Annotated in this window: 15 protein-coding genes and 1 tRNA gene; 6 read left to right on the top strand and 10 right to left on the bottom strand. The window is 68.2% G+C overall.

Annotated elements, in window-relative coordinates; translation table 11 throughout:
- Positions 1-80 precede the first annotated feature (80 nt).
- Complete coding sequence (gene panD / locus ACTWPV_RS11230) at positions 81-488, top strand: aspartate 1-decarboxylase (protein ID WP_443151694.1); 408 nt, start codon at positions 81-83, stop codon at positions 486-488.
- Here the strand turns inward: panD and ACTWPV_RS11225 are convergent.
- Complete coding sequence (locus ACTWPV_RS11225; RefSeq protein ID WP_443151693.1) at positions 475-1416, bottom strand: methionyl-tRNA formyltransferase; 942 nt, start codon at positions 1414-1416, stop codon at positions 475-477. The genes panD and ACTWPV_RS11225 overlap by 14 nt on opposite strands.
- A gap of 279 nt (positions 1417-1695) precedes the next feature.
- Here ACTWPV_RS11225 and ACTWPV_RS11220 point away from each other — a divergent pair, with 279 nt between their 5' ends.
- Positions 1696-3558 (top strand): LysM peptidoglycan-binding domain-containing protein, encoded by a 1863-nt coding sequence (locus ACTWPV_RS11220; RefSeq protein ID WP_443151692.1) that lies wholly within the window; start codon positions 1696-1698, stop codon positions 3556-3558.
- Positions 3559-3610: 52 nt separating this feature from the next.
- Here the strand turns inward: ACTWPV_RS11220 and ACTWPV_RS11215 are convergent, their stop codons facing one another.
- Together ACTWPV_RS11215 and ACTWPV_RS11210 are read right to left on the bottom strand one after the other, a co-directional pair.
- Complete coding sequence (locus ACTWPV_RS11215) at positions 3611-4369, bottom strand: YbaB/EbfC family nucleoid-associated protein (RefSeq protein WP_443151691.1); 759 nt, start codon at positions 4367-4369, stop codon at positions 3611-3613.
- A 270-nt stretch (positions 4370-4639) separates the two neighbouring features.
- A tRNA-Leu gene (locus ACTWPV_RS11210) sits at positions 4640-4722 on the bottom strand.
- 47 nt (positions 4723-4769) lie between these two features.
- Here ACTWPV_RS11210 and ACTWPV_RS11205 point away from each other — a divergent pair.
- On the top strand, positions 4770-5414 hold the full coding sequence (locus ACTWPV_RS11205; RefSeq protein WP_347643136.1) for an ANTAR domain-containing response regulator: 645 nt from the start codon (positions 4770-4772) through the stop codon (positions 5412-5414).
- 330 nt (positions 5415-5744) lie between these two features.
- On the top strand, positions 5745-7046 hold the full coding sequence (locus tag ACTWPV_RS11200) for an ABC transporter substrate-binding protein (protein WP_347642824.1): 1302 nt from the start codon (positions 5745-5747) through the stop codon (positions 7044-7046).
- A gap of 45 nt (positions 7047-7091) precedes the next feature.
- On the opposite strand, the gene ACTWPV_RS11195 is transcribed toward ACTWPV_RS11200, so the two are convergent.
- Positions 7092-7775 carry a hypothetical protein gene (locus ACTWPV_RS11195; protein WP_443151690.1) on the bottom strand — a complete coding sequence of 228 codons (684 nt, stop codon included), beginning with the start codon at positions 7773-7775 and terminating at the stop codon, positions 7092-7094.
- 348 nt (positions 7776-8123) lie between these two features.
- Here ACTWPV_RS11195 and ACTWPV_RS11190 point away from each other — a divergent pair, with 348 nt between their 5' ends.
- Positions 8124-9425, top strand: a complete 1302-nt coding sequence (locus ACTWPV_RS11190) for an ABC transporter substrate-binding protein (protein ID WP_443151689.1) — start codon at positions 8124-8126, stop codon at positions 9423-9425.
- Between the two features lie 56 nt (positions 9426-9481).
- On the opposite strand, the gene ACTWPV_RS11185 is transcribed toward ACTWPV_RS11190, so the two are convergent.
- The 6 genes from ACTWPV_RS11185 to ACTWPV_RS11160 all read right to left on the bottom strand — a co-directional run bounded on the left by ACTWPV_RS11185 (position 9482) and on the right by ACTWPV_RS11160 (position 14764).
- Positions 9482-9883 carry a hypothetical protein gene (locus ACTWPV_RS11185; protein WP_347642827.1) on the bottom strand — a complete coding sequence of 134 codons (402 nt, stop codon included), beginning with the start codon at positions 9881-9883 and terminating at the stop codon, positions 9482-9484.
- A 71-nt stretch (positions 9884-9954) separates the two neighbouring features.
- Positions 9955-10740 carry an ABC transporter ATP-binding protein gene (locus ACTWPV_RS11180; RefSeq protein WP_443151688.1) on the bottom strand — a complete coding sequence of 262 codons (786 nt, stop codon included), beginning with the start codon at positions 10738-10740 and terminating at the stop codon, positions 9955-9957.
- Positions 10737-11660 (bottom strand): ABC transporter ATP-binding protein, encoded by a 924-nt coding sequence (locus tag ACTWPV_RS11175; protein ID WP_347642828.1) that lies wholly within the window; start codon positions 11658-11660, stop codon positions 10737-10739. Before ACTWPV_RS11175 ends, ACTWPV_RS11180 begins: the two co-directional genes overlap by 4 nt.
- 4 nt (positions 11661-11664) lie before the next feature.
- Positions 11665-12663, bottom strand: coding sequence for a branched-chain amino acid ABC transporter permease (locus ACTWPV_RS11170; RefSeq protein WP_443151687.1), 999 nt, complete (start codon positions 12661-12663; stop codon positions 11665-11667).
- A 16-nt stretch (positions 12664-12679) separates the two neighbouring features.
- Positions 12680-13969, bottom strand: a complete 1290-nt coding sequence (locus ACTWPV_RS11165; RefSeq protein WP_347642830.1) for a branched-chain amino acid ABC transporter permease — start codon at positions 13967-13969, stop codon at positions 12680-12682.
- A gap of 399 nt (positions 13970-14368) precedes the next feature.
- Positions 14369-14764, bottom strand: a complete 396-nt coding sequence (locus ACTWPV_RS11160) for a PaaI family thioesterase (RefSeq protein WP_443151686.1) — start codon at positions 14762-14764, stop codon at positions 14369-14371.
- Between the two features lie 80 nt (positions 14765-14844).
- Here ACTWPV_RS11160 and polA point away from each other — a divergent pair, with 80 nt between their 5' ends.
- Positions 14845-17535, top strand: a complete 2691-nt coding sequence (gene polA / locus ACTWPV_RS11155) for a DNA polymerase I (RefSeq protein ID WP_443151685.1) — start codon at positions 14845-14847, stop codon at positions 17533-17535.
- Positions 17536-17620: the final 85 nt, after the last annotated feature.

Below are 17620 nucleotides of genomic sequence, written 5' to 3'. Positions count from 1 at the left end.
ATCATCTGTGGTCCTTCTTGGCCAGGTGATGGGATGGAACTTAGGATAGCATTACCTAACATTGATCATGGGAGCTGAAGATGCAGCGCATCCTGCTCGGCGGGAAGATCCATCGGGCCACCGTGACCCAGGCCGACCTCCACTACGTCGGATCCATCACCATCGACAAGGTCCTCATGGACGCGGCCGGGCTCATCGAGGGGGAGCAGGTCCATGTCGTGAACATCGCCAACGGGTCACGGCTCGTCACCTACGCCATCGAAGGCCAGGCGCGTTCGGGCGTCATCGGCATCAACGGGGCCGCCGCACACCTCGTGTCCCCCGGAGACCTGGTGATCATCATGTCCTTCCGGCATGTCGCCGACGACCAGGCGGGATCGCACGTACCCTTCGTGGTGCACGTCGACGAGCGCAACCGGATCGTCGGCCTCGGAGCCGACCCGGCCGCCCCCGTCCCCGGCTCGGCCTCTCAGGTCACCGGTCGGTGAGATAGCCGCCCATCGTGCGGAAGACCTCCGTGGCGGGCAGGTCCGCGCCCGACTCCGTGCGGACCTGCTCGATCACGAGCCCGTGGCCGCGCCCTCTCCGGGCCTCAGGGCCGGCGACGATGACCACTCCGTCGCCTTCCCGGATGAACACGCGGCCGGGGGTGCCTCCGTACAGACCCTTCGACACGGACGCCCTCAACACGCGGATGCGCTCGCCCCTGTAGAACGTGAAGGCGTTCGGGTACGGGTCGGACTGCGCGCGCACCAGCCGCTCGATGTCCTCGGCCGGCCAGGTCCAGACGATGCGGCTGTCCTCGACGGACCGTTTGTGGAAGAAGCTCGCCTTCGACCGGTCCTGGGCGACCGGGGCGGCCCGGCCGCTCTCGATCAGCGCGAGCGCGTCCCGCACGATCGGGCCGATCAGCGCGACGGTCCTGTGGAACAGGTCCGTGGCCGTGTCCGAAGGCCCGACGCGCACGGCGCGCTGCAGCACGATGTCGCCGGCGTCCAGCTCCCCGTCCATGAGGTGAGCGGTGACGCCCACCTCCTCCTCCCCGTTGATCAGCGCCCAGATCAGCGGCGAGAAGCCGGCGTAGGCGGGCAGCAGCGAGTCGTGCACGTTCAGCGTGCCGTGGCGGGGCAGCCCGAAGATCTCGGGCGGGATCCAGGTGCGCCAGTTGTTGGCGACGATGATGTCCGGCTCCGCCTCCTTGAGCGCGGTGACGAGCTCGTCGTCCGGCCTGGCGCGCAGCAGGACGGGAACGCCGTGCCCGGCCGCCAGACCGGCCACCGAATCGTCCCAGATCTTCTCGTAGGCGTGCTCGCTCCTCGGGTGCGTCACGGCGAGCACCACGTCGTGGCCGGATTCCAGCAGTGCCTGCAACGTACGGTGTCCCCAGGTCTGGTAGCCGAACATCGCAACCCGCATGTGCGCCTCCTGTGGTGAGCCTAATTAGGTAAGCCTAACCTAAAAGATAAGCGTGCGACGATCATGTTCGTCACTGGATGGGCTGCGACATGTAGGAAATGTCATGAAACGACCGACGTCAGGTAGTAAAAGATCGGTTGACCGAAAGATTGCTGATCAACTAATGTCTAGCGAATTACGGTCGAACAAGCCGCTCCTCCTCAGCGGCGCAGTGCCGGCACGAGACCGCGGCGGTGATCCCGTCGAGCGGCCACGTCGTCAAAGTCACTAAGGAAGTGCATGGCCAGTAGTGGTTTCAGCTACGCCGGTCCGGAGGGTCTTGAGCATCTCAAGCGGGCCGGCCTGAGAAGCCAGGACGCCGGTGAGAGCCTCGTAGGGATCCGCAGGTCGTTCGTCACACACGCGAAGGGCGACGTCAACACGTACGCCCTGATCCAGGACGGCGCGGCGGAACTCGCCAGCGGCTACAACCAGTTCTTCGGCGACCTGTCCGACTCCATGTACCGGCGTGCCAGCGCTCTGAGCAACTGCGGCAGCAACCTGAAGTACTCCGCGGCCAACTACGGCTGGAGCGAGCGGCTCCTCCCGCCCGACGACCCGCCCCCCATCCGCGAGAGCGTCGAGCTCCCCGATCCCGGCACCATGTCCGTGACGTTCAACGCGACACTCGACCTGCTGGGCCTCGGCGACGACTACGAGCGCAAGCTCCTCGAGATGCAGCAGGCGTGCGAGGACACAGCCCGTCGGCTCCGGGCGCTGCAGCCCGACATCGACGCGGTCGAGGACGAGGTCGAGAAGGCGCGATGGGGCGGAGACGCCGCCCAGACCTACCACGCAGCCTGGACGAGATACGTCAACCCTTCCGGCGGCGGGACAGACCAGGCCCAGACCCTGGAACAGTGGGCGGCGCGCTCCGAACACTCCGCCGAGATCCTCGGCAACGCCGCCGAGGAGACTCACAGGTCCAAGCACCTCGTCAAGCGCACCCTGCAGACGCTCGCGGCGATCGGCGTCATCATGGCCGGCGCGGTGATCCTCAACCCGGCGGTACGCGCCTTCCTCGTGAGGATGGTCAAGGCTCTCAGGCAGCGTGCCATGCTGGTGATCAAACTCCTGCGCAGCAGACTCAGTCAGCTGGGCAAGGGATTCGGGAAGAGCGCGGCCGGACGCGGCCCGGTGCTGAGCGGGTTCATGAAGAACGGGATCGGCGTCGTCGGCGCGAACTACGTCAACTCCTCGCTGGCGAACTGGGGACGGGGCGTCGAAAATCCCTTCTCGGTCTCCCCGGGCATGCTGGGCACCCTGTCCTTCCTCCTCGGCCTCGGCGGCGCCTTCTCTCTCATGAAGAGGCTCGGCTCGGTCACCAGGTTTGCGCAGGCCCACCCTCTCGGGTTCAACATGGCGCTCGAACTCGGCATCAACGCCGGCGCCGCCACCGCACTGAGCATGATGTTCGAGAACAAGAGCTTCGGTGCCGCGCTCAAGGACGGCGTCATCGTCGGCGGCGTCAGCGCGGTCTTCGGCGCCGGATACTACGGACTGCTCCGTGACGCGACCGGCCTGAAGCACCTCGCCTGGCGCAGGGCGGACAAATGGGGAGTCAAGAAACTCGGGCCCGCCAACGCGGGCAGCGCGATGTCGGCCACCAACGTCCGCTACGCGACCCCCAAGGGCTCCCATCTCGCCCAGATGAAGCTCAGCGACGGCACCAAGATCTGGCTCCCGAAGAACAGCCTCACCTACCGAGCCAGGCAGATCGGGCCGGTCAACGCTTTCCTCAACCTGAACCCCTTCTGGAAGGGCCGCATCCTCGGCCTCCTCCCGGGAACCATCAACTACACCCTGGTCCCCCGCGGCCAGAGCGAGCCCGTCGACCTGACGATCCCCGACTACCGGAACTGGGATCACGGCTCCAATGGCGAACCGTCGAGATCCGGCTCCAGGCAACCGGTCGGCGCCACCACGCACACGGTGCAGGGCGGCGACACGCTGTCGGCGATCGCTCAGCGCGAATACGGCAGCGAGCGCTACGTGTCGCTCCTCCAGCAGGCCAACTGGCATATCGACGGCATCGACCAGGGCCACCTGTATCCGGGCCAGCAACTGGTGATCCCGGAACTCGAGAAGGAGAAGGTCTCCTAGGGACGAAACCGGGACGGCGCCTCACCGGCGTGACACGAGGCGCCGTCCCGGGTCACCGGCGCGGGCGCGAGGGGCCATCCTGGGTCACGACGTCGATGCCGGCCTCGGGATCGAGATCCGGGAGGGCGTCGACCACCTTCTCCTCCGCCTGCGCGACGACCGCGCGCCGGGCGTCGCGGACGGCTGCCAGGACCTCCTCCGCCAGCACGTGACTGTCCAGCCGCATGGCACGGGGCCCGATGCTGATCTCGCGGACGCGTCCGTGCGCGTCCGCGGTCGCCGTGACGTGTCCGGACGCATTCGCGCCCGTGCCGACCAGGCTCTCCAGCTCGTCGTACCGCTGCTCCAGGACATCGGGCACCCGGCGCTCGTCCTCGCCCGCAACGGCGCCGGAGCCGGAGCCGGACATCTCCAGGAGGCGGCGGAGAACGTCGCTCACCGCCCGGCCGTCCCTGTCGGTCGCCAGGCTCTCGCCGAGCCGGTCGGACGTGATCGAGGAAAGGGCGGCGCCGTCCAGGATCTCGCGCGCCTGCTCCCGGGCGTCCCGTTGCGCCGCGCTGAGCACCGCGGACACATCCTCGGCGAGACGGTCCGCGTCACGCCGCATCACGCGCGGGTCGAGAGCGAGCGCGACGATCGCGCCGTCGGCGTCGGCCTTCGCCCTGACCATCCCGTCGTCGCTCTCGCCGACCCCGGCGATCACCCGATCGCGATCCCGCGCCGCCAAGGACTCCCGCACCATCTGGTCGACCTTGCCGTCGATCGCGGCCATGATCTCGCGATCGTCATCCTGCCCGGAGAGCGTAGCCATGCGGCACTCCAATGATCATGCGTTCCTGTCAGCGCGCCAGTTTAGGGCACCCGATATGCCCATCCCCAGCAGCCCGGATGGCGGCCGGACGGTGCCCGCACCCCGGCCTCCGCATCACGCGGCCCGTGCTGATTGGGTGGACGGCTTGCGGGCGCCGGCACGTTCCTGCACGAGGACGGGCCCGCTGGCAGCGCAGGCGATGTGCAGGGGCCGGGCCTGCACGGAGGGGGAACCGACTCCAGCAGATGGAGCCGTCGCGCGAGGATGGAGTGCCGGAAGCGGGATTCGAACCCGCACGCCCTTTCGAGCAGACGCTTTTGAGGCGTCCATGTCTGCCATTCCATCATTCCGGCTGATTTTCCGGACTTGTCCGGATCAACGCCGCGCTCCACCGCTGAAGATGATCAGCAACGGGTGCCAGCGTGGATCTAATCTACCGGACGTCTGTACTCTTGCGCTCGTGAGTACGCAGCGGCGAGTAGTGATCGCGGAAGACGAGGCCCTGATCCGCCTTGACCTCAAGGAGATGCTCCAGGAGGACGGCTACGTCGTCGTGGGCGAGGCCGGCGACGGCGAGCAGGCGATCCGGCTGGCTGCCGAGCTGAAACCCGACCTCGTCATTCTCGACGTCAAGATGCCCGTGCTCGACGGCATATCCGCGGCCGAGCGCATCGTGGGCGAGCGCATCGCGCCGTGCCTCATCCTGACCGCCTTCTCCCAGCGTGACCTGGTCGAACGGGCCAGGGACGCGGGGGCGATGGCCTATCTGGTCAAGCCGTTCACGAAGGCGGACCTGGTGCCGGCCATCGAGATGGCGGTCAGCAGGCACGAGGAGATGGTGGCGCTGGCCGCCGAGGTGTCCAACCTGTCGGAGCGGCTGGAGACACGGAAGCTGGTCGAGCGCGCCAAGGGGCGGTTGATGACGCAGCACGGCTGGAGCGAGCCCCAGGCCTTCCGGTGGATCCAGAAGGCGTCGATGGACCGGCGGCTGAGCATGCGCGAGGTTGCTCAGATCGTTATGGACGACGCGGCCGAGCGGGGCTGAGGCGCCCGCACCACGCGGTGTGCCCGGTCGCGTCCTAGCCTTCGGGGCGGGCCGCGGTCAGGGCGCTGTCATGGCGCGGCCTCCGCATTCCCTCATGTCCCACCTTCCCCATCATTCCGGCCCTGACCCGAAATTTCGGGTCAGGGCCGTTCTTTGTGTGAAGTGTCCGTAACTGTGGTGGAACATCCCATTACTATGGGTATTTGGGACATTACGAATCAGTATAAAAGTCGCGTAACAACTCCCTGGTGTGCCATTCGAGCGGCATGCTGAGCTCGGAGAACCCGGCGAAGGGGACGTTCCTTCGCTGAGATTGGGGGAGTCTTCTTTATGATCCGCATTGCTCCAGCGGGACGCCTGCTGGCCGTCGCGGCCGCGGCGAGCCTGGCTCTGACGGCCTGTGGCGGCGGCGGTGGCGACGACACGTCGGCGCAGCAGTCCGCGCCGGCGTCGTCCGCCGCGTCCTCGGCACCCGCGGCGAAGGGCGACGGCACGCTGACCCTCGGCACGGTGCTGCCGCAGACCGGCTCGCTGGCCTTCCTCGGCCCGCCCGAGTTCGCCGGCGTCGACCAGGCCGTCAAGGAGATCAACGACGCCGGGGGCGTGCTCGGCAAGCCGGTCAAGACGGTCCACACCGACTCGGGTGACACGACGACCAACATCGCGTCGCAGTCGGTGGACAAGCTGCTGGCGCAGAAGGTGGACGCGATCGTGGGCGCGGCGTCGTCGTCCGTGTCGGAGTCGATCATCGACAAGGTCACGGGCGCCGGCGTGGTGCAGTTCTCGCCGGCCAACACCTCCGACGCGTTCACCACGATCAAGGACAACGGCCTCTACTTCCGTACGGCGCCGCCGGACAAGCTGCAGGGCCGCGTGCTGGGCGACCTGATCGCCGCCGACGGCAACGACACCATCGGCATCCTGGCCATGCAGGACTCCTACGGCTCCGGTCTGGCCGACCAGGTCACCAAGACCGCCGAGGAGGCGGGGGCGAGCGTCGTGGAGCGGGTCGACTACGACCCGAAGGCGCCGGAGTTCTCCGCCGACGTGGCGCGGATCAAGGCGAAGAACCCGAAGGCGGTCGTGCTGATCGGCTTCGAGGAGGGCGCCAAGGTCATCGCGGAACTGGTCAAGCAGGGCCTGTCGGCCGACAAGGTCAAGTGGTACATGGTGGACGGCAACATGTCGAACACCAACTACGTGAAGATGCCCAAGGGCACGCTCACGGGCGTCAAGGGCACCATCCCGGGCGCCGAGGCCCCTGACGACTTCAGGAAGAAGCTCAAGAAGCTCAACGCCGAGCTCGACGACTTCACGTACGCGGCGGAGTCGTATGACGCGGCGAACCTGATCGCCCTGGCCGCCGAGGCGGCGAAGGACGACTCCGGCGCGTCGATCGCGGCCAAGCTGGCCGAGGTCAGCAAGGGCGGCGAGAAGTGCAAGAACTTCGAGGAGTGCGCCGCCCTGCTGAAGGAGGGCAAGGACATCGACTACGAGGGCGTCAGCGGCCCGGTCGAGTTCAACGACGCCGGTGACCCGGCGGTCGCCACCATCGGCATCTACCAGTACGGCGAGAACAACACCTACGACACCAAGGCGCTGGAGTACCGCACCGGCAACATCGAGGGCTGACCCTGCGGATCCGGCCGCTGAGCGACCCCGCGTGCGGCGGGTCGCTCAGCGGCCGAAGCCGCACGCCCTGAACGCGTAGCCGATCAGGCGGTCCTGCAGCGGCTTGGGCGGGGCCACGACGACCACCCGCTCCTCGCCCCCGTCGATGCCGGCCCGCACGGGGAACTGGAAGGCCTTCTTGGCCTCGCCGAACGCGTGGCCGTCGCAGCGTGCGGGGGTGAGCTCGATCGGCACCTCAAGGCGCTGCTCCGTGGCCCGCAGCAGGCCCAGGCGCCGGCCGTCGTAGGCGACGTTGTAGTGCGTCGTGCCGCCCATGGCGGCCAGCGTCACCGCTCCCGCGCCGCGCCGGGTGACGACCAGGTCGCCGCGCATGACCTTGCCGGACTCCGTCCATTCCGGGCCGAACGTGATGTTCACCGCCTGCTTGATGAGGAACTCCGAGCACTCGTCGCGCAGCAGCCTGGCCAGCAGCGGGTCGGGATGGGGCAGCTCGAAGACGACCTTGCGCAGCGGCTCCGCTCCGGTGCGGAGATGGGCCACGACGGTGGCGGGCCGCACCTGGGGCAGGCCGTCGGGCGAGCAGTTGGCGGCGCCGTACGGGATGGGCAGGTCGGTGCGCTCGGTCCTGCCGATGGCGGCGCGGGCCTGGCTCGCGGGCACCGTACGGAAAGACGGCGTCACCAGCTGGACGTCGGCGAAATAGACGGGGGTGTCGCGGGTGTTGCGCACGGCCACCTGAAGCCGGTGTGCCGGTTCGTCGGAACGCCATTGCCCGAGCGTGACGGAGACGCCGGCGGGCGGGCCCGAGACAGTCGCGGGAGACGGCCCGCTGGAACCGCACCCGGCGAGAAGGGCCACCGCGGCCAAGAATGTGGTGTTACGCCTCACCTGACGCACATTAAGCCTGCTTCCGCAGGTCCCGTAAGTTGAGGACTGATTACGACTCCGCATCCAAGTGCCGACAGTTCCTCGCGGCATCTGGTTGGAGCATGCGACAGTTTTGTACGTTTCCGTCATTCGATCGGGAACGTTCGGCGGTGCTGACGGATCCCCGGCCTGAAATGAAGGAGACACTTCATGATCCGCATTGCTCCCGTGGGACGGGCGCTGGCTGTCGCGGCTGCCACCAGCCTGGCCCTGACAGCCTGCGGTGGTGGCGGCGACACGGCCACGCAAACCTCCGAAAGTGCCGCGCCCGCCTCATCCTCGTCGGCCCCGGCCGCGGCGAAGGGTGACGGCACGCTCACCCTCGGCACGCTGCTGCCCCAGACCGGCTCGCTGGCCTTCCTCGGCCCGCCCGAGTTCGCCGGGGTCGATCTCGCGCTCAAGGAGATCAACGAGGCCGGCGGAGTGCTTGGCAAGCCTGTCGAGAAGTTCGACACCGACTCGGGTGACACGACGACCAACATCGCCTCCCAGTCGGTGGACAAGCTGCTGGCGCAGAAGGCCGACGCCATCATCGGCGCCGCGTCGTCGTCGGTGTCGGAGTCGGTGATCGACAAGATCACGGGTGCCGGCGTGGTGCACTTCTCGCCCGCCAACACCTCCGACAAGTTCACCACGATCAAGGACAACGGCCTCTACTTCCGCACCGCGCCGCCGGACAAGCTGCAGGGCCGCGTGCTGGGCGACCTCGTGGTGTCCGACGGCAACGACACGGTCGCCATCATGGCGATGCAGGACTCCTACGGCACCGGCCTGGCCGACCAGGTGGAGAAGACCGTCACCGACGCCGGCGCCCAGGTGGTCGAGCGGGTCGACTACGACCCGAAGGCGCCCGACTTCTCCGCCGACGTCGCCAAGATCAAGGCGAAGAACCCGAAGGGCATCGTCCTGATCGGCTTCGAGGAGACCGCGAAGGTCATCGGCGAGCTCGTCAAGCAGGGCATGCCGGCCAGCAAGCACAAGTGGTACATGGTCGACGGCAACATGTCGAACACCAACTACGAGAAGATGCCCAAGGGAACGCTCACGGGCGTCAAGGGCACCTACCCCGGCGCCTCGGCTCCCGACGCGTTCAGGAAGAACCTCCTCGAGGTCGACCCCAAGCTCGAGGACTACACCTACGCTCCCGAGTCCTACGACGCGGCCAACCTGATCGCGCTGGCCGCCGAGGCCGCCAAGAGCGACGCGGGCGCCGACATCGCGGCCAAGCTGGCCGAGGTCAGCAAGGGCGGCGAGAAGTGCAAGAACTTCAAGGAGTGCGTCGACCTGCTGAAGGCCGGCAAGGACATCGACTACGACGGCGTCAGCGGCCCGGTCGAGTTCAACGACGCCGGTGACCCGGCGGTCGCCACCATCGGCATCTACCAGTACGCCGACGACAACAAGTACCCGGTCAAGGCGCTGGAGTACCGCACCGGCAACATCGAGGGCTGACCGGCACCCGCGTGACGGAGAAGGGCCCGGTCGTCAGGACCGGGCCCTTCTCCTTTTCATGCGCAGCCGGCCACGATGCGGTCGGCGGCCGCGCGGTAGCGCTTCAGCAGCGCCACCCGCCGCTCGCGCGGCACGTCGTTCCTGGACAGCCCCGCGGTCGTCGTCTCGACGGTCTCCACGGCCCCGCTCAGCGAGCCGGGCAGCCGGCCGCCGAACTCCCGCGTGATGCCGTGCACCTCCGCCAGGCGGCCGGTCAGGGCGTCCTCGAAGTGCTGGCGGTCCTCCTGGCCCTTCGGACCCAGCATGAGGCCCGCGTACCCGATGGCGGACACCACGCGGGCGCAGGGGCTGTCGGTGGGATCGCCTCCGGTGCTGTACTTCCCCGCCGACGAGGCGGCGTCCTGGCAGCCGACGAGCAGGACGGGGAGCATGAGCGCGACTGTCGCCAAACGTTTCACACCGATCATTAAAGAACGGCGAAGGGGCTCACGGGGAGCCCTTTCGCCGTTCTCGCGAACGATCGCCGGATCTACGCCTTGGCCAGCGTGCCGAGGTAGAGCTCGATGACCTTGGGGTCGTTGGCGAGCTGCCGCCCGGTGCCGGTGTAGGCGTTGCGGCCCTGGTCGAGGACATAGCCGCGGTGGCAGATCTGCAGGCAGCGGCGCGCGTTCTGCTCCACCATGATGACCGTCACGCCCGCCTTGTTGATCTGCTGGGCCTGGATGAAGACCAGGTCCTGCAGCTTGGGCGACAGGCCGGCGGACGGCTCGTCGAGCAGCAGCACCGAGGGCTCGGTCATCAGGGCCCTGGCCATCGCCACCATCTGCCGCTCGCCGCCGGACAGGGATCCGGCGCGCTGCTTGCGCCGTTCCTTGAGCGCGGGGAACAACTCGGCGACGAACGCGAAGCGCTCCTTGAACTTCCCCGGTGTCTGGAAGGCGCCCATCTCGAGGTTCTCCTCGATGGTGAGGCTGGGGAAGACGTTGTTGGTCTGCGGGACGTAGCCCACCCCGCGGGCGACCAGCGTGTGCGCCTTCATGTTCGTGATGTTCTCACCCTTGAGCAGCACCGTTCCGCTGCGGATGTTGACCAGCCCGAACATGGCCTTGAGCAGCGTCGACTTCCCGGCGCCGTTGGGGCCGATGATGCCGATCAGCTCGCCGTCCTTGACGTAGAGGTCGGAGCCGTTGAGGATGTTGACGCCCGGCAGGTAGCCGGCGATCAGCTCGTCGCACCGCAGCACGGCGTCCTCGGCGCCTTCCAGATGCGCGCTGCGGTCGGTGACGGCCGCCTTAGACTCTGCGCCGGCGTTCACTTCTGCGTCTCCTCTTCGATCTCGGCCTCCAGCGCCGCCTCGGCCTCGTGCAGCTGGGCCTCCAGCTCGCCCTCGGACAGGGGCGCGTCGTGGTGGGCGCCCAAGTAGGCGTCGATCACCCGCTCGTCGGACATGATCGTCGAGGGCGGGCCCTCGGCGATGACCGCGCCCTGGGCCATGACGATCACCCAGTCGCTGATGTCGCGGACCATGTCCATGTCGTGCTCCACGAACAGCACCGTCATGCCCTGCTCGCGCAGGTCCTTGACGTGGCCGAGCAGCGACTGGGTCAGCGCCGGGTTGACGCCCGCCATGGGCTCGTCGAGCATGACCAGCTCGGGGTTCACCATGAGCGCGCGGGCCATCTCCAGCAGCTTGCGCTGGCCGCCGGACAACGATCCGGCGAAGTCGTCGCGCTTGGCGTCGAGCTTGAAGCGGGCCAGCAACTCCTCGGCCCGCTCGGTGATCTCGTCCTCCTGGGCACGCCACAGGCGCGGCACGAGCGCCTGCCAGAAGTTCTCGCCCTTCTGCCTCTGGGCGCCGAGGCGCATGTTCTCCAGCACCGTCAGGCGCGACAGGGCCTTGGTGAGCTGGAAGGTGCGGACCATGCCGCTTCTGGCCACCTTGTGGGCGGGAACGCCGTTCATGGACCGCCCGTTGAACGTCCACGAGCCGGCGTCGGCCTTGTCGAACCCGGTGAGCTGGTTGAAGAACGTGGTCTTGCCGGCGCCGTTGGGGCCGATCAGCGCCGTGATGGAGCCGCGCTGGATCTCCACGTGGCCGACGTCGACGGCGGTCAGGCCGCCGAAGCGGCGGACGACGCGGTCCACCACGAGGATGGGGTCGGGCTTGGGCACGCCCGGATCGCGCGCCAGGTCCTTGAAGGCGGCCAGGGCGGCGGCCTTGCGGTCGGTGCTCATGGTCTCAGCGTGCATCGATTGCGATCTCCCTCTTGTCACCGAAGATGCCCTGTGGCCGGTAGACAAGCAACAGGATCAGACCGGCGCCGACCAGGATCCAGCGCAGGGCGCCGACCTGGTTGGTGTCCATGAAGGTGATGTACCCCACGCGGACGGCCTCGGAGAGCACGCCGTAGATGAGCACGAGCAGGACCCAGAAGAGCATCGAGCCGATGACCGGGCCGAGCACGCGGGCCGCGCCGCCGAGGATGACCATCGTGTACATGTAGAACGTCGTCTCGGTGCCGAACACGTCAGGCTGCACCGAGGCATAGCCCAGACCGTAGATGAAGCCGCCCATGCTGCCGATGACGCCGCCCAGCACCAGCGCCTGCATCTTGTAGGAGAAGACGCTCTTGCCCAGGCTGCGCACGGCGTCCTCGTCCTCGCGGATGGCCTTGAGCACGCGGCCCCACGGACTCTTCATCAGCAGGTGGACCATGAGGCAGGCCAGGGCGATCAGCACCCAGCCGACGGTGATCACCCACATCGTGCGGTGGTTGAAGAACAGCGGGATGGGGCCGAGGTTGAAGCCGTAGTTTCCCGCGGGGTAGGGGTTGAGAGCGTAGAAGCCCTCGGTGAAGCCGCGGTGGCCGTCGGAGCCGCCGAAGACGTCCTTGAACTGCACCGAGCGGAAGACGAGCCGGACGATCTCGGCCGCCGCGATGGTGACGATGGCCAGATAGTCGGCGCGCAGCTGGAGCGTCGGTATGCCCAGCAGGAACGCCAGGATCACCGCCGCGATCAGGCCGAAGATGATGCCGACCCAGAACGGCATGCCGAGGACGACGACGGTGACCGCCAGACCGTAACCGGCCACGCCCATGAACGCGGCCTGGCCGAAGTTGAGCAGCCCGGTGTAGCCGAAGTGGATGTTGAGACCGATGGCGGCGATGCCGTACAGCACTGTCTCCACGCCGACCGCGGACTTGATGGTGGTGCTGAAGATCGTGATCCAGTCCATTCTGATCCTCCCCCGATCAGCCGATCCGCTCGCGGCGGCCGAGGATGCCCTGCGGCCGGACGAGGAGCACGATGATGAGAACGGCCAGCGCCCCGACGCTCTTGAGTTCCGGCGGCACCCACAGTGTCGAGACCTGGATGAACAGGCCGACCACCAGCGACCCGATTAGCGCGCCGAACGCGGTGCCGAGCCCGCCGAGCGTCACGCCGGCGAAGATGAGCAGGAGCATCTCCTGGCCCATCGTGTATTTCAGGTTCTGGGAGAGGCCGAGCATGATGCCCGCGAGCGCGGCGATGGCGCCGCCCGAGGTCCAGATGATCCGGACGACCCGGTCGACGTTGATGCCGGACGACGCCGCGAGCGCCGGGTTGTCGGCGACCGCGCGCGCCGCCTTGCCGGTGCGGGTGCGCAGCAGGGCGATGCCGACGATGATCAGCACGACCAGCTCGATGCCCATGGCGACGAAGTTCTTCGGCGCGGCCGAGATCGGCCCCACCTGCACGCCGGGCTGGGCGTTGTACTCGGTGTACGCCTCGGTCTGGCCGCCGAAGACGATGAGGAACAGGTAGCGCAGGAAGAGCGCGACGCCGATCGAGATGATCATCATGGCGATGATGCCGGTGCCGCGCCTGCGCAGTTGCCCCCAGAAGAAGCGGTCCTGCAGATAGCCGAGCAGGCCGGCGACGATGACGGCGATGGCGGCGGCGGGGATGAGGCCGAGGCCCATTCCCGCGTTGAACCCGTAGGCGAGGATCGCGCCGAGGGTGACCAGCTCGCCGTGGGCGAAGTTGGTCAGGCCGGTCGTGCCGTAGATGAGCGAGAGGCCGAGCGCGGCCAGGGCGATGATCAGGCCGAGGTTGAAGCCCTCGAAGGTGAGCTGCGCGGCGCGGGTCCAGAACGCGCTGTCGTCGTCGCTCTGCTGCCCCTGGTCCTGGCCGCCGCCCTTCGGCTGGAGGGGGAAGAGGGCGGTGGAGCAGTTGCCCTCATGGACGCTCAGCGTGCGGACGTTCGTGCCGCCCCGCGGCTCGGCGTTCTGCGGCAGGCTGCCGGGATCCAGGGTGACCTTGTATCTGCCTGGATCCTCGACCTGGACATCCCACTTGCCCTGAGCGTCGGTGGTGGCCTCCGAGACGGGTTTGCCGTCCTCGGTGGTCACGGAGATTCTGGCGCCGTTCACTGGCTGGCCTTGGAAGTTGAGTGTTCCCCTCAAGCCCTGGCAGTCGGCCGGCCCCGCGTGGGCCGGACCGGCGAGCAGGAAGATGAGTCCACCCAGGAAGGCCGTGAACGCGATCACGGCTCTGCGCAATGGTGCTCCCTCGAAAATAGGTCAAGGCGGGGTTGTGCCCCTCCATCTCGACACGCGCGCATCGCAGGCACAACTGGAATGCAATGGCGGGAGCTTATTCTGGGTGCGCCCGTTTCAGTATCGTTCGTCACCAATTAGTGACATGTGTGTGTCACTGATGTGAGGAACCAACGAGGCAGGTCAGGGGCTAAATCGGGGGAGACGCCTGGCACGTGGGGAAAACGATGGAATAACGATCGTCTGTGGATGTTGACGAGCCCGCGGGGCGGCCTTTGGGGCCGTGTAAGGCTTCCCCGGCCGTACACGTTTTCTACTGAGCCTCCCCGCGGGGCTCTGTTCGGTCAACCGTAGCGACCCGCGGGGGGCGCGCGCAAAGGCTGCGCGCAAGTGGCCGGTGTGTCAGCGGTCGCGCAGCATGCAGGTGAGGCGCGAGGTGCACACGCGACGCCCCTGCTCGTCACTGATCACGATGTCGTACGTCGCCAGGGTCCGGCCCGCGTGCAACCTGGTCGCGACGCCGGTCACATGGCCGGAGGTCGCGGGGCGGTGGTGGGTGGCGCTGATCTCGATGCCCACGGCGATGCGGTCGGGCCCCGCGTGGATCGCCGCCGCCACCGAGCCCAGGGTCTCGGCCAGCACCACAGACGCCCCGCCGTGCAGCAGCCCGTACGGCTGCGTGTTGCCCTCGACCGGCATCCGGCCCGTCACCCGCTCCGGCGTGGCCTCGAGGAACTCGACGCCCATCCGCTCTGGAAGCGTGCCCGCGTGCATGTCGCCGACCATCGCTGCATCCATGGGGTTGGTCTGTGTCAAAGGGACGCCTCCACTCTTCCGAGCTCAGGTTTTCTGTCGCAGACGCAGACTAGGCTGCGGGTGTGCCGAAGAGTGAAGTGACCCCCAGCCGCCCGTGCCTGTTGCTGCTTGACGGGCATTCCCTGGCCTATCGCGCGTTCTACGCGCTCAAGGACGCCAACCTGATGACCACCGACGGTCAGCACACCGAGGCGGTCTACGGGTTCACCTCGATGTTGACCAACATCCTGCGCGACGAGCAGCCGACCCACGTGGCGGTGGCCTTCGACAGGTCGGAGCCGACGTTCCGCCATGAGGAATACTCCGACTACAAGGCCAACAGGAGCGAGACGCCGGAAGACTTCCGCGGGCAGATGCAGCTGATCTTCGAGCTGCTCGACACGCTGCGCATCCCGCGGCTGTCCAAGGCGGGCTTCGAGGCCGACGACCTCATCGCCACGCTGGCCACCCGCGCCTCGGCGGAGGGGATGAACGTCCTGATCGTCACCGGCGACCGCGACGCGCTCCAGCTGGTCGACGCGAACGTCACCGTTCTGATGACCCGGCGCGGCATCAGCGACATGACCAGGTTCACGCCCGAGGCGGTCCAGGAGAAATACGGCCTGACGCCCGCTCAATACCCCGACTTCGCGGCACTGCGCGGCGACCCCAGCGACAACCTGCTGAGCATCCCGAGCGTGGGGGAGAAGACCGCGGCCAAGTGGGTGCGCGAGTTCGGCTCGCTGACCGCGCTGGTCGACCGGGTCGACGAGGTCAAGGGCAAGGTCGGCGACAAGCTGCGCGAGCACGTCGCCCAGGTGCTGATGAACCGCCGGCTCACCGAGCTGCTGCGCGACGTCCCGCTGGAGGTCGAGCCCGGCGCGCTCAGCCAGGGCACGTGGGAGCGCGAGGAGATCAACAAACTGTTCGACACCCTGCAGATCCGCGGCGAGCTGCGCGAGCGGGTGTTCAAGGTGCTCGGCACCGGCGAGCAGGAGCCCGAGCAGGGCTTCGAGGTGGAGACCGTGCTGCTCGGCCCCGACCGCGTCGCGGGCTGGCTGTCGGCGCTGCCCGCCGGCCGCGCGGGCCTGGCGTTCAAGGGCTCCTACGGCAGCGGCGGCGGGCGCGTCGACGCCGTCGCCATCGCCTCGCCCGACGGCACGGCCGCCCACATCGACCTCGTCAAGCTCACCGAGGCCGACGAGACGGCCCTGCGCACCTGGCTCGGCGACGACGCCCGCCCCAAGGCCGTCCACGACGCCAAGGGTCCCATCCTGGCCCTCTGGGCGCAGGGCATGGAGCTGCGCGGCCTGAGCTGCGACACCGCGCTGGCCGCCTACCTCGCCATGCCGGGGCAGCGCACGTTCGCCCTGGAAGACCTGGCCAGGCGCTACCTCAACCGCGACCTGCGCGCCGAGGAGGAGCCCGACGGGCAGGCCGCGCTGTTCGGCGACGACGAGGACGCGCCGGCCAAGGATCTCGCGCTGCGCGCCCACGCCGTGCGCGAGCTGGCCGACTCCCTGGAGAGCTTCCTGGCCGGGAGGGGCGGCACCCAGCTCATGACCGACGTGGAGCTGCCGCTGCTGTCGGTGCTGGCCGAGATGGAGCGCGCCGGCATCGCCGTCGACAGCGAATACTTCGCGGGCCTCGAGGCCGAGTTCGGCGCCGCCGTCAAGCACGCCGTGGAGGAGGCGCACCGCTCGGTCGGCGAGCAGTTCAACCTCGGCTCGCCCAAACAGCTGCAGGAGATCCTCTTCGTCCGGCTCAACCTGCCCAAGACGAAGAAGATCAAGACCGGCTGGAGCACCGACGCCGACCAGCTCGCCTGGCTGGCCACCCAGACCGAGCACGAGCTTCCCACGATCATGCTGCGCCACCGCGACCAGGCCAAGCTCCGCATCACCGTCGAGGGCCTGATCAAGGAGATCGCCGACGACGGGCGCATCCACACCACGTTCAACCAGACCATGGCCGCCACGGGCCGGCTGTCGTCGGAGAAGCCCAATCTGCAGAACATCCCGATCCGCACCGCCGAGGGCCGCCGCATCCGGCAGGGCTTCGTGGTCGGCGAGGGTTACGAGACGCTGCTGACGGCCGACTACAGCCAGATCGAGCTGCGCATCATGGCCCACCTGTCGGGCGACGAGTCGCTGATCGAGGCGTTCGAGTCGGGCCACGACTTCCACCAGGCCACCGCCGCCCGCGTGTTCGACCTGCCGCCCGAGCAGATCGACGGCGAGCTGCGCGCCCGCATCAAGGCGATGAACTACGGCCTGGCCTACGGCCTGTCCGACTTCGGGCTGGCCCAGCAGCTCAACATCCCGGTGGCCGAGGCGCGGGCGCTGAAGGAGGAATACTTCACCGAGTTCGGCGGCGTGCGTGACTTCCTGCACGCCATCGTCCAGCAGGCCCGCGCCGACGGCTACACCGAGACCATCATGGGCCGCCGCCGCTACCTCCCCGACCTCACCAGCGACAACCGCCAGCGCCGCGAGATGGCCGAGCGCATGGCGCTCAACGCCCCCATCCAGGGTTCGGCGGCCGACATCATCAAGGTCGCCATGCTGCACGTGCGCCAGGCGCTCGGCGAGGAGGGGCTGGCCTCCCGGATGTTGCTGCAGGTCCACGACGAGCTGGTGTTCGAGGTGGCGCCCGGCGAGCTGGAGCCGCTCACGCAGCTCGTGTGCGACCAGATGAACGCCGCCTACCACCTGCGCGTGCCGCTGGAGGTCTCCGTGGGCGTCGGGCGCACCTGGGAGGACGCCGGCCACTGACCCTGACCCTGGCCCTGTCACCGACGCTGCCACTGGCCCTGCCACTGACGGCGAGGGCCGCCCGTCGTGGGGGATCTGCACTAGC

It is taken from the genome of Nonomuraea sp. KM88 (assembly GCF_052245635.1).
Classification (GTDB): domain Bacteria; phylum Actinomycetota; class Actinomycetes; order Streptosporangiales; family Streptosporangiaceae; genus Nonomuraea.
Note: the sequence above shows the minus strand (reverse complement) of the source record. Positions and strands in the feature narration are given on the sequence as shown.

Bases quoted from the DNA above. Each gene is read 5' to 3' on its own strand.
- panD (WP_443151694.1), top strand. From the start codon at position 81: ATGCAGCGCATCCTGCTCGGCGGGAAGATCCATCGGGCCACCGTGACC.
- ACTWPV_RS11225 (WP_443151693.1), bottom strand. From the start codon at position 1,416: ATGCGGGTTGCGATGTTCGGCTACCAGACCTGGGGACACCGTACGTTG.
- ACTWPV_RS11220 (WP_443151692.1), top strand. From the start codon at position 1,696: ATGGCCAGTAGTGGTTTCAGCTACGCCGGTCCGGAGGGTCTTGAGCAT.
- ACTWPV_RS11215 (WP_443151691.1), bottom strand. From the start codon at position 4,369: ATGGCTACGCTCTCCGGGCAGGATGACGATCGCGAGATCATGGCCGCG.
- ACTWPV_RS11205 (WP_347643136.1), top strand. From the start codon at position 4,770: ATGATCAGCAACGGGTGCCAGCGTGGATCTAATCTACCGGACGTCTGT.
- ACTWPV_RS11200 (WP_347642824.1), top strand. From the start codon at position 5,745: ATGATCCGCATTGCTCCAGCGGGACGCCTGCTGGCCGTCGCGGCCGCG.
- ACTWPV_RS11190 (WP_443151689.1), top strand. From the start codon at position 8,124: ATGATCCGCATTGCTCCCGTGGGACGGGCGCTGGCTGTCGCGGCTGCC.
- ACTWPV_RS11175 (WP_347642828.1), bottom strand. From the start codon at position 11,660: ATGAGCACCGACCGCAAGGCCGCCGCCCTGGCCGCCTTCAAGGACCTG.
- ACTWPV_RS11170 (WP_443151687.1), bottom strand. From the start codon at position 12,663: ATGGACTGGATCACGATCTTCAGCACCACCATCAAGTCCGCGGTCGGC.
- ACTWPV_RS11160 (WP_443151686.1), bottom strand. From the start codon at position 14,764: ATGGATGCAGCGATGGTCGGCGACATGCACGCGGGCACGCTTCCAGAG.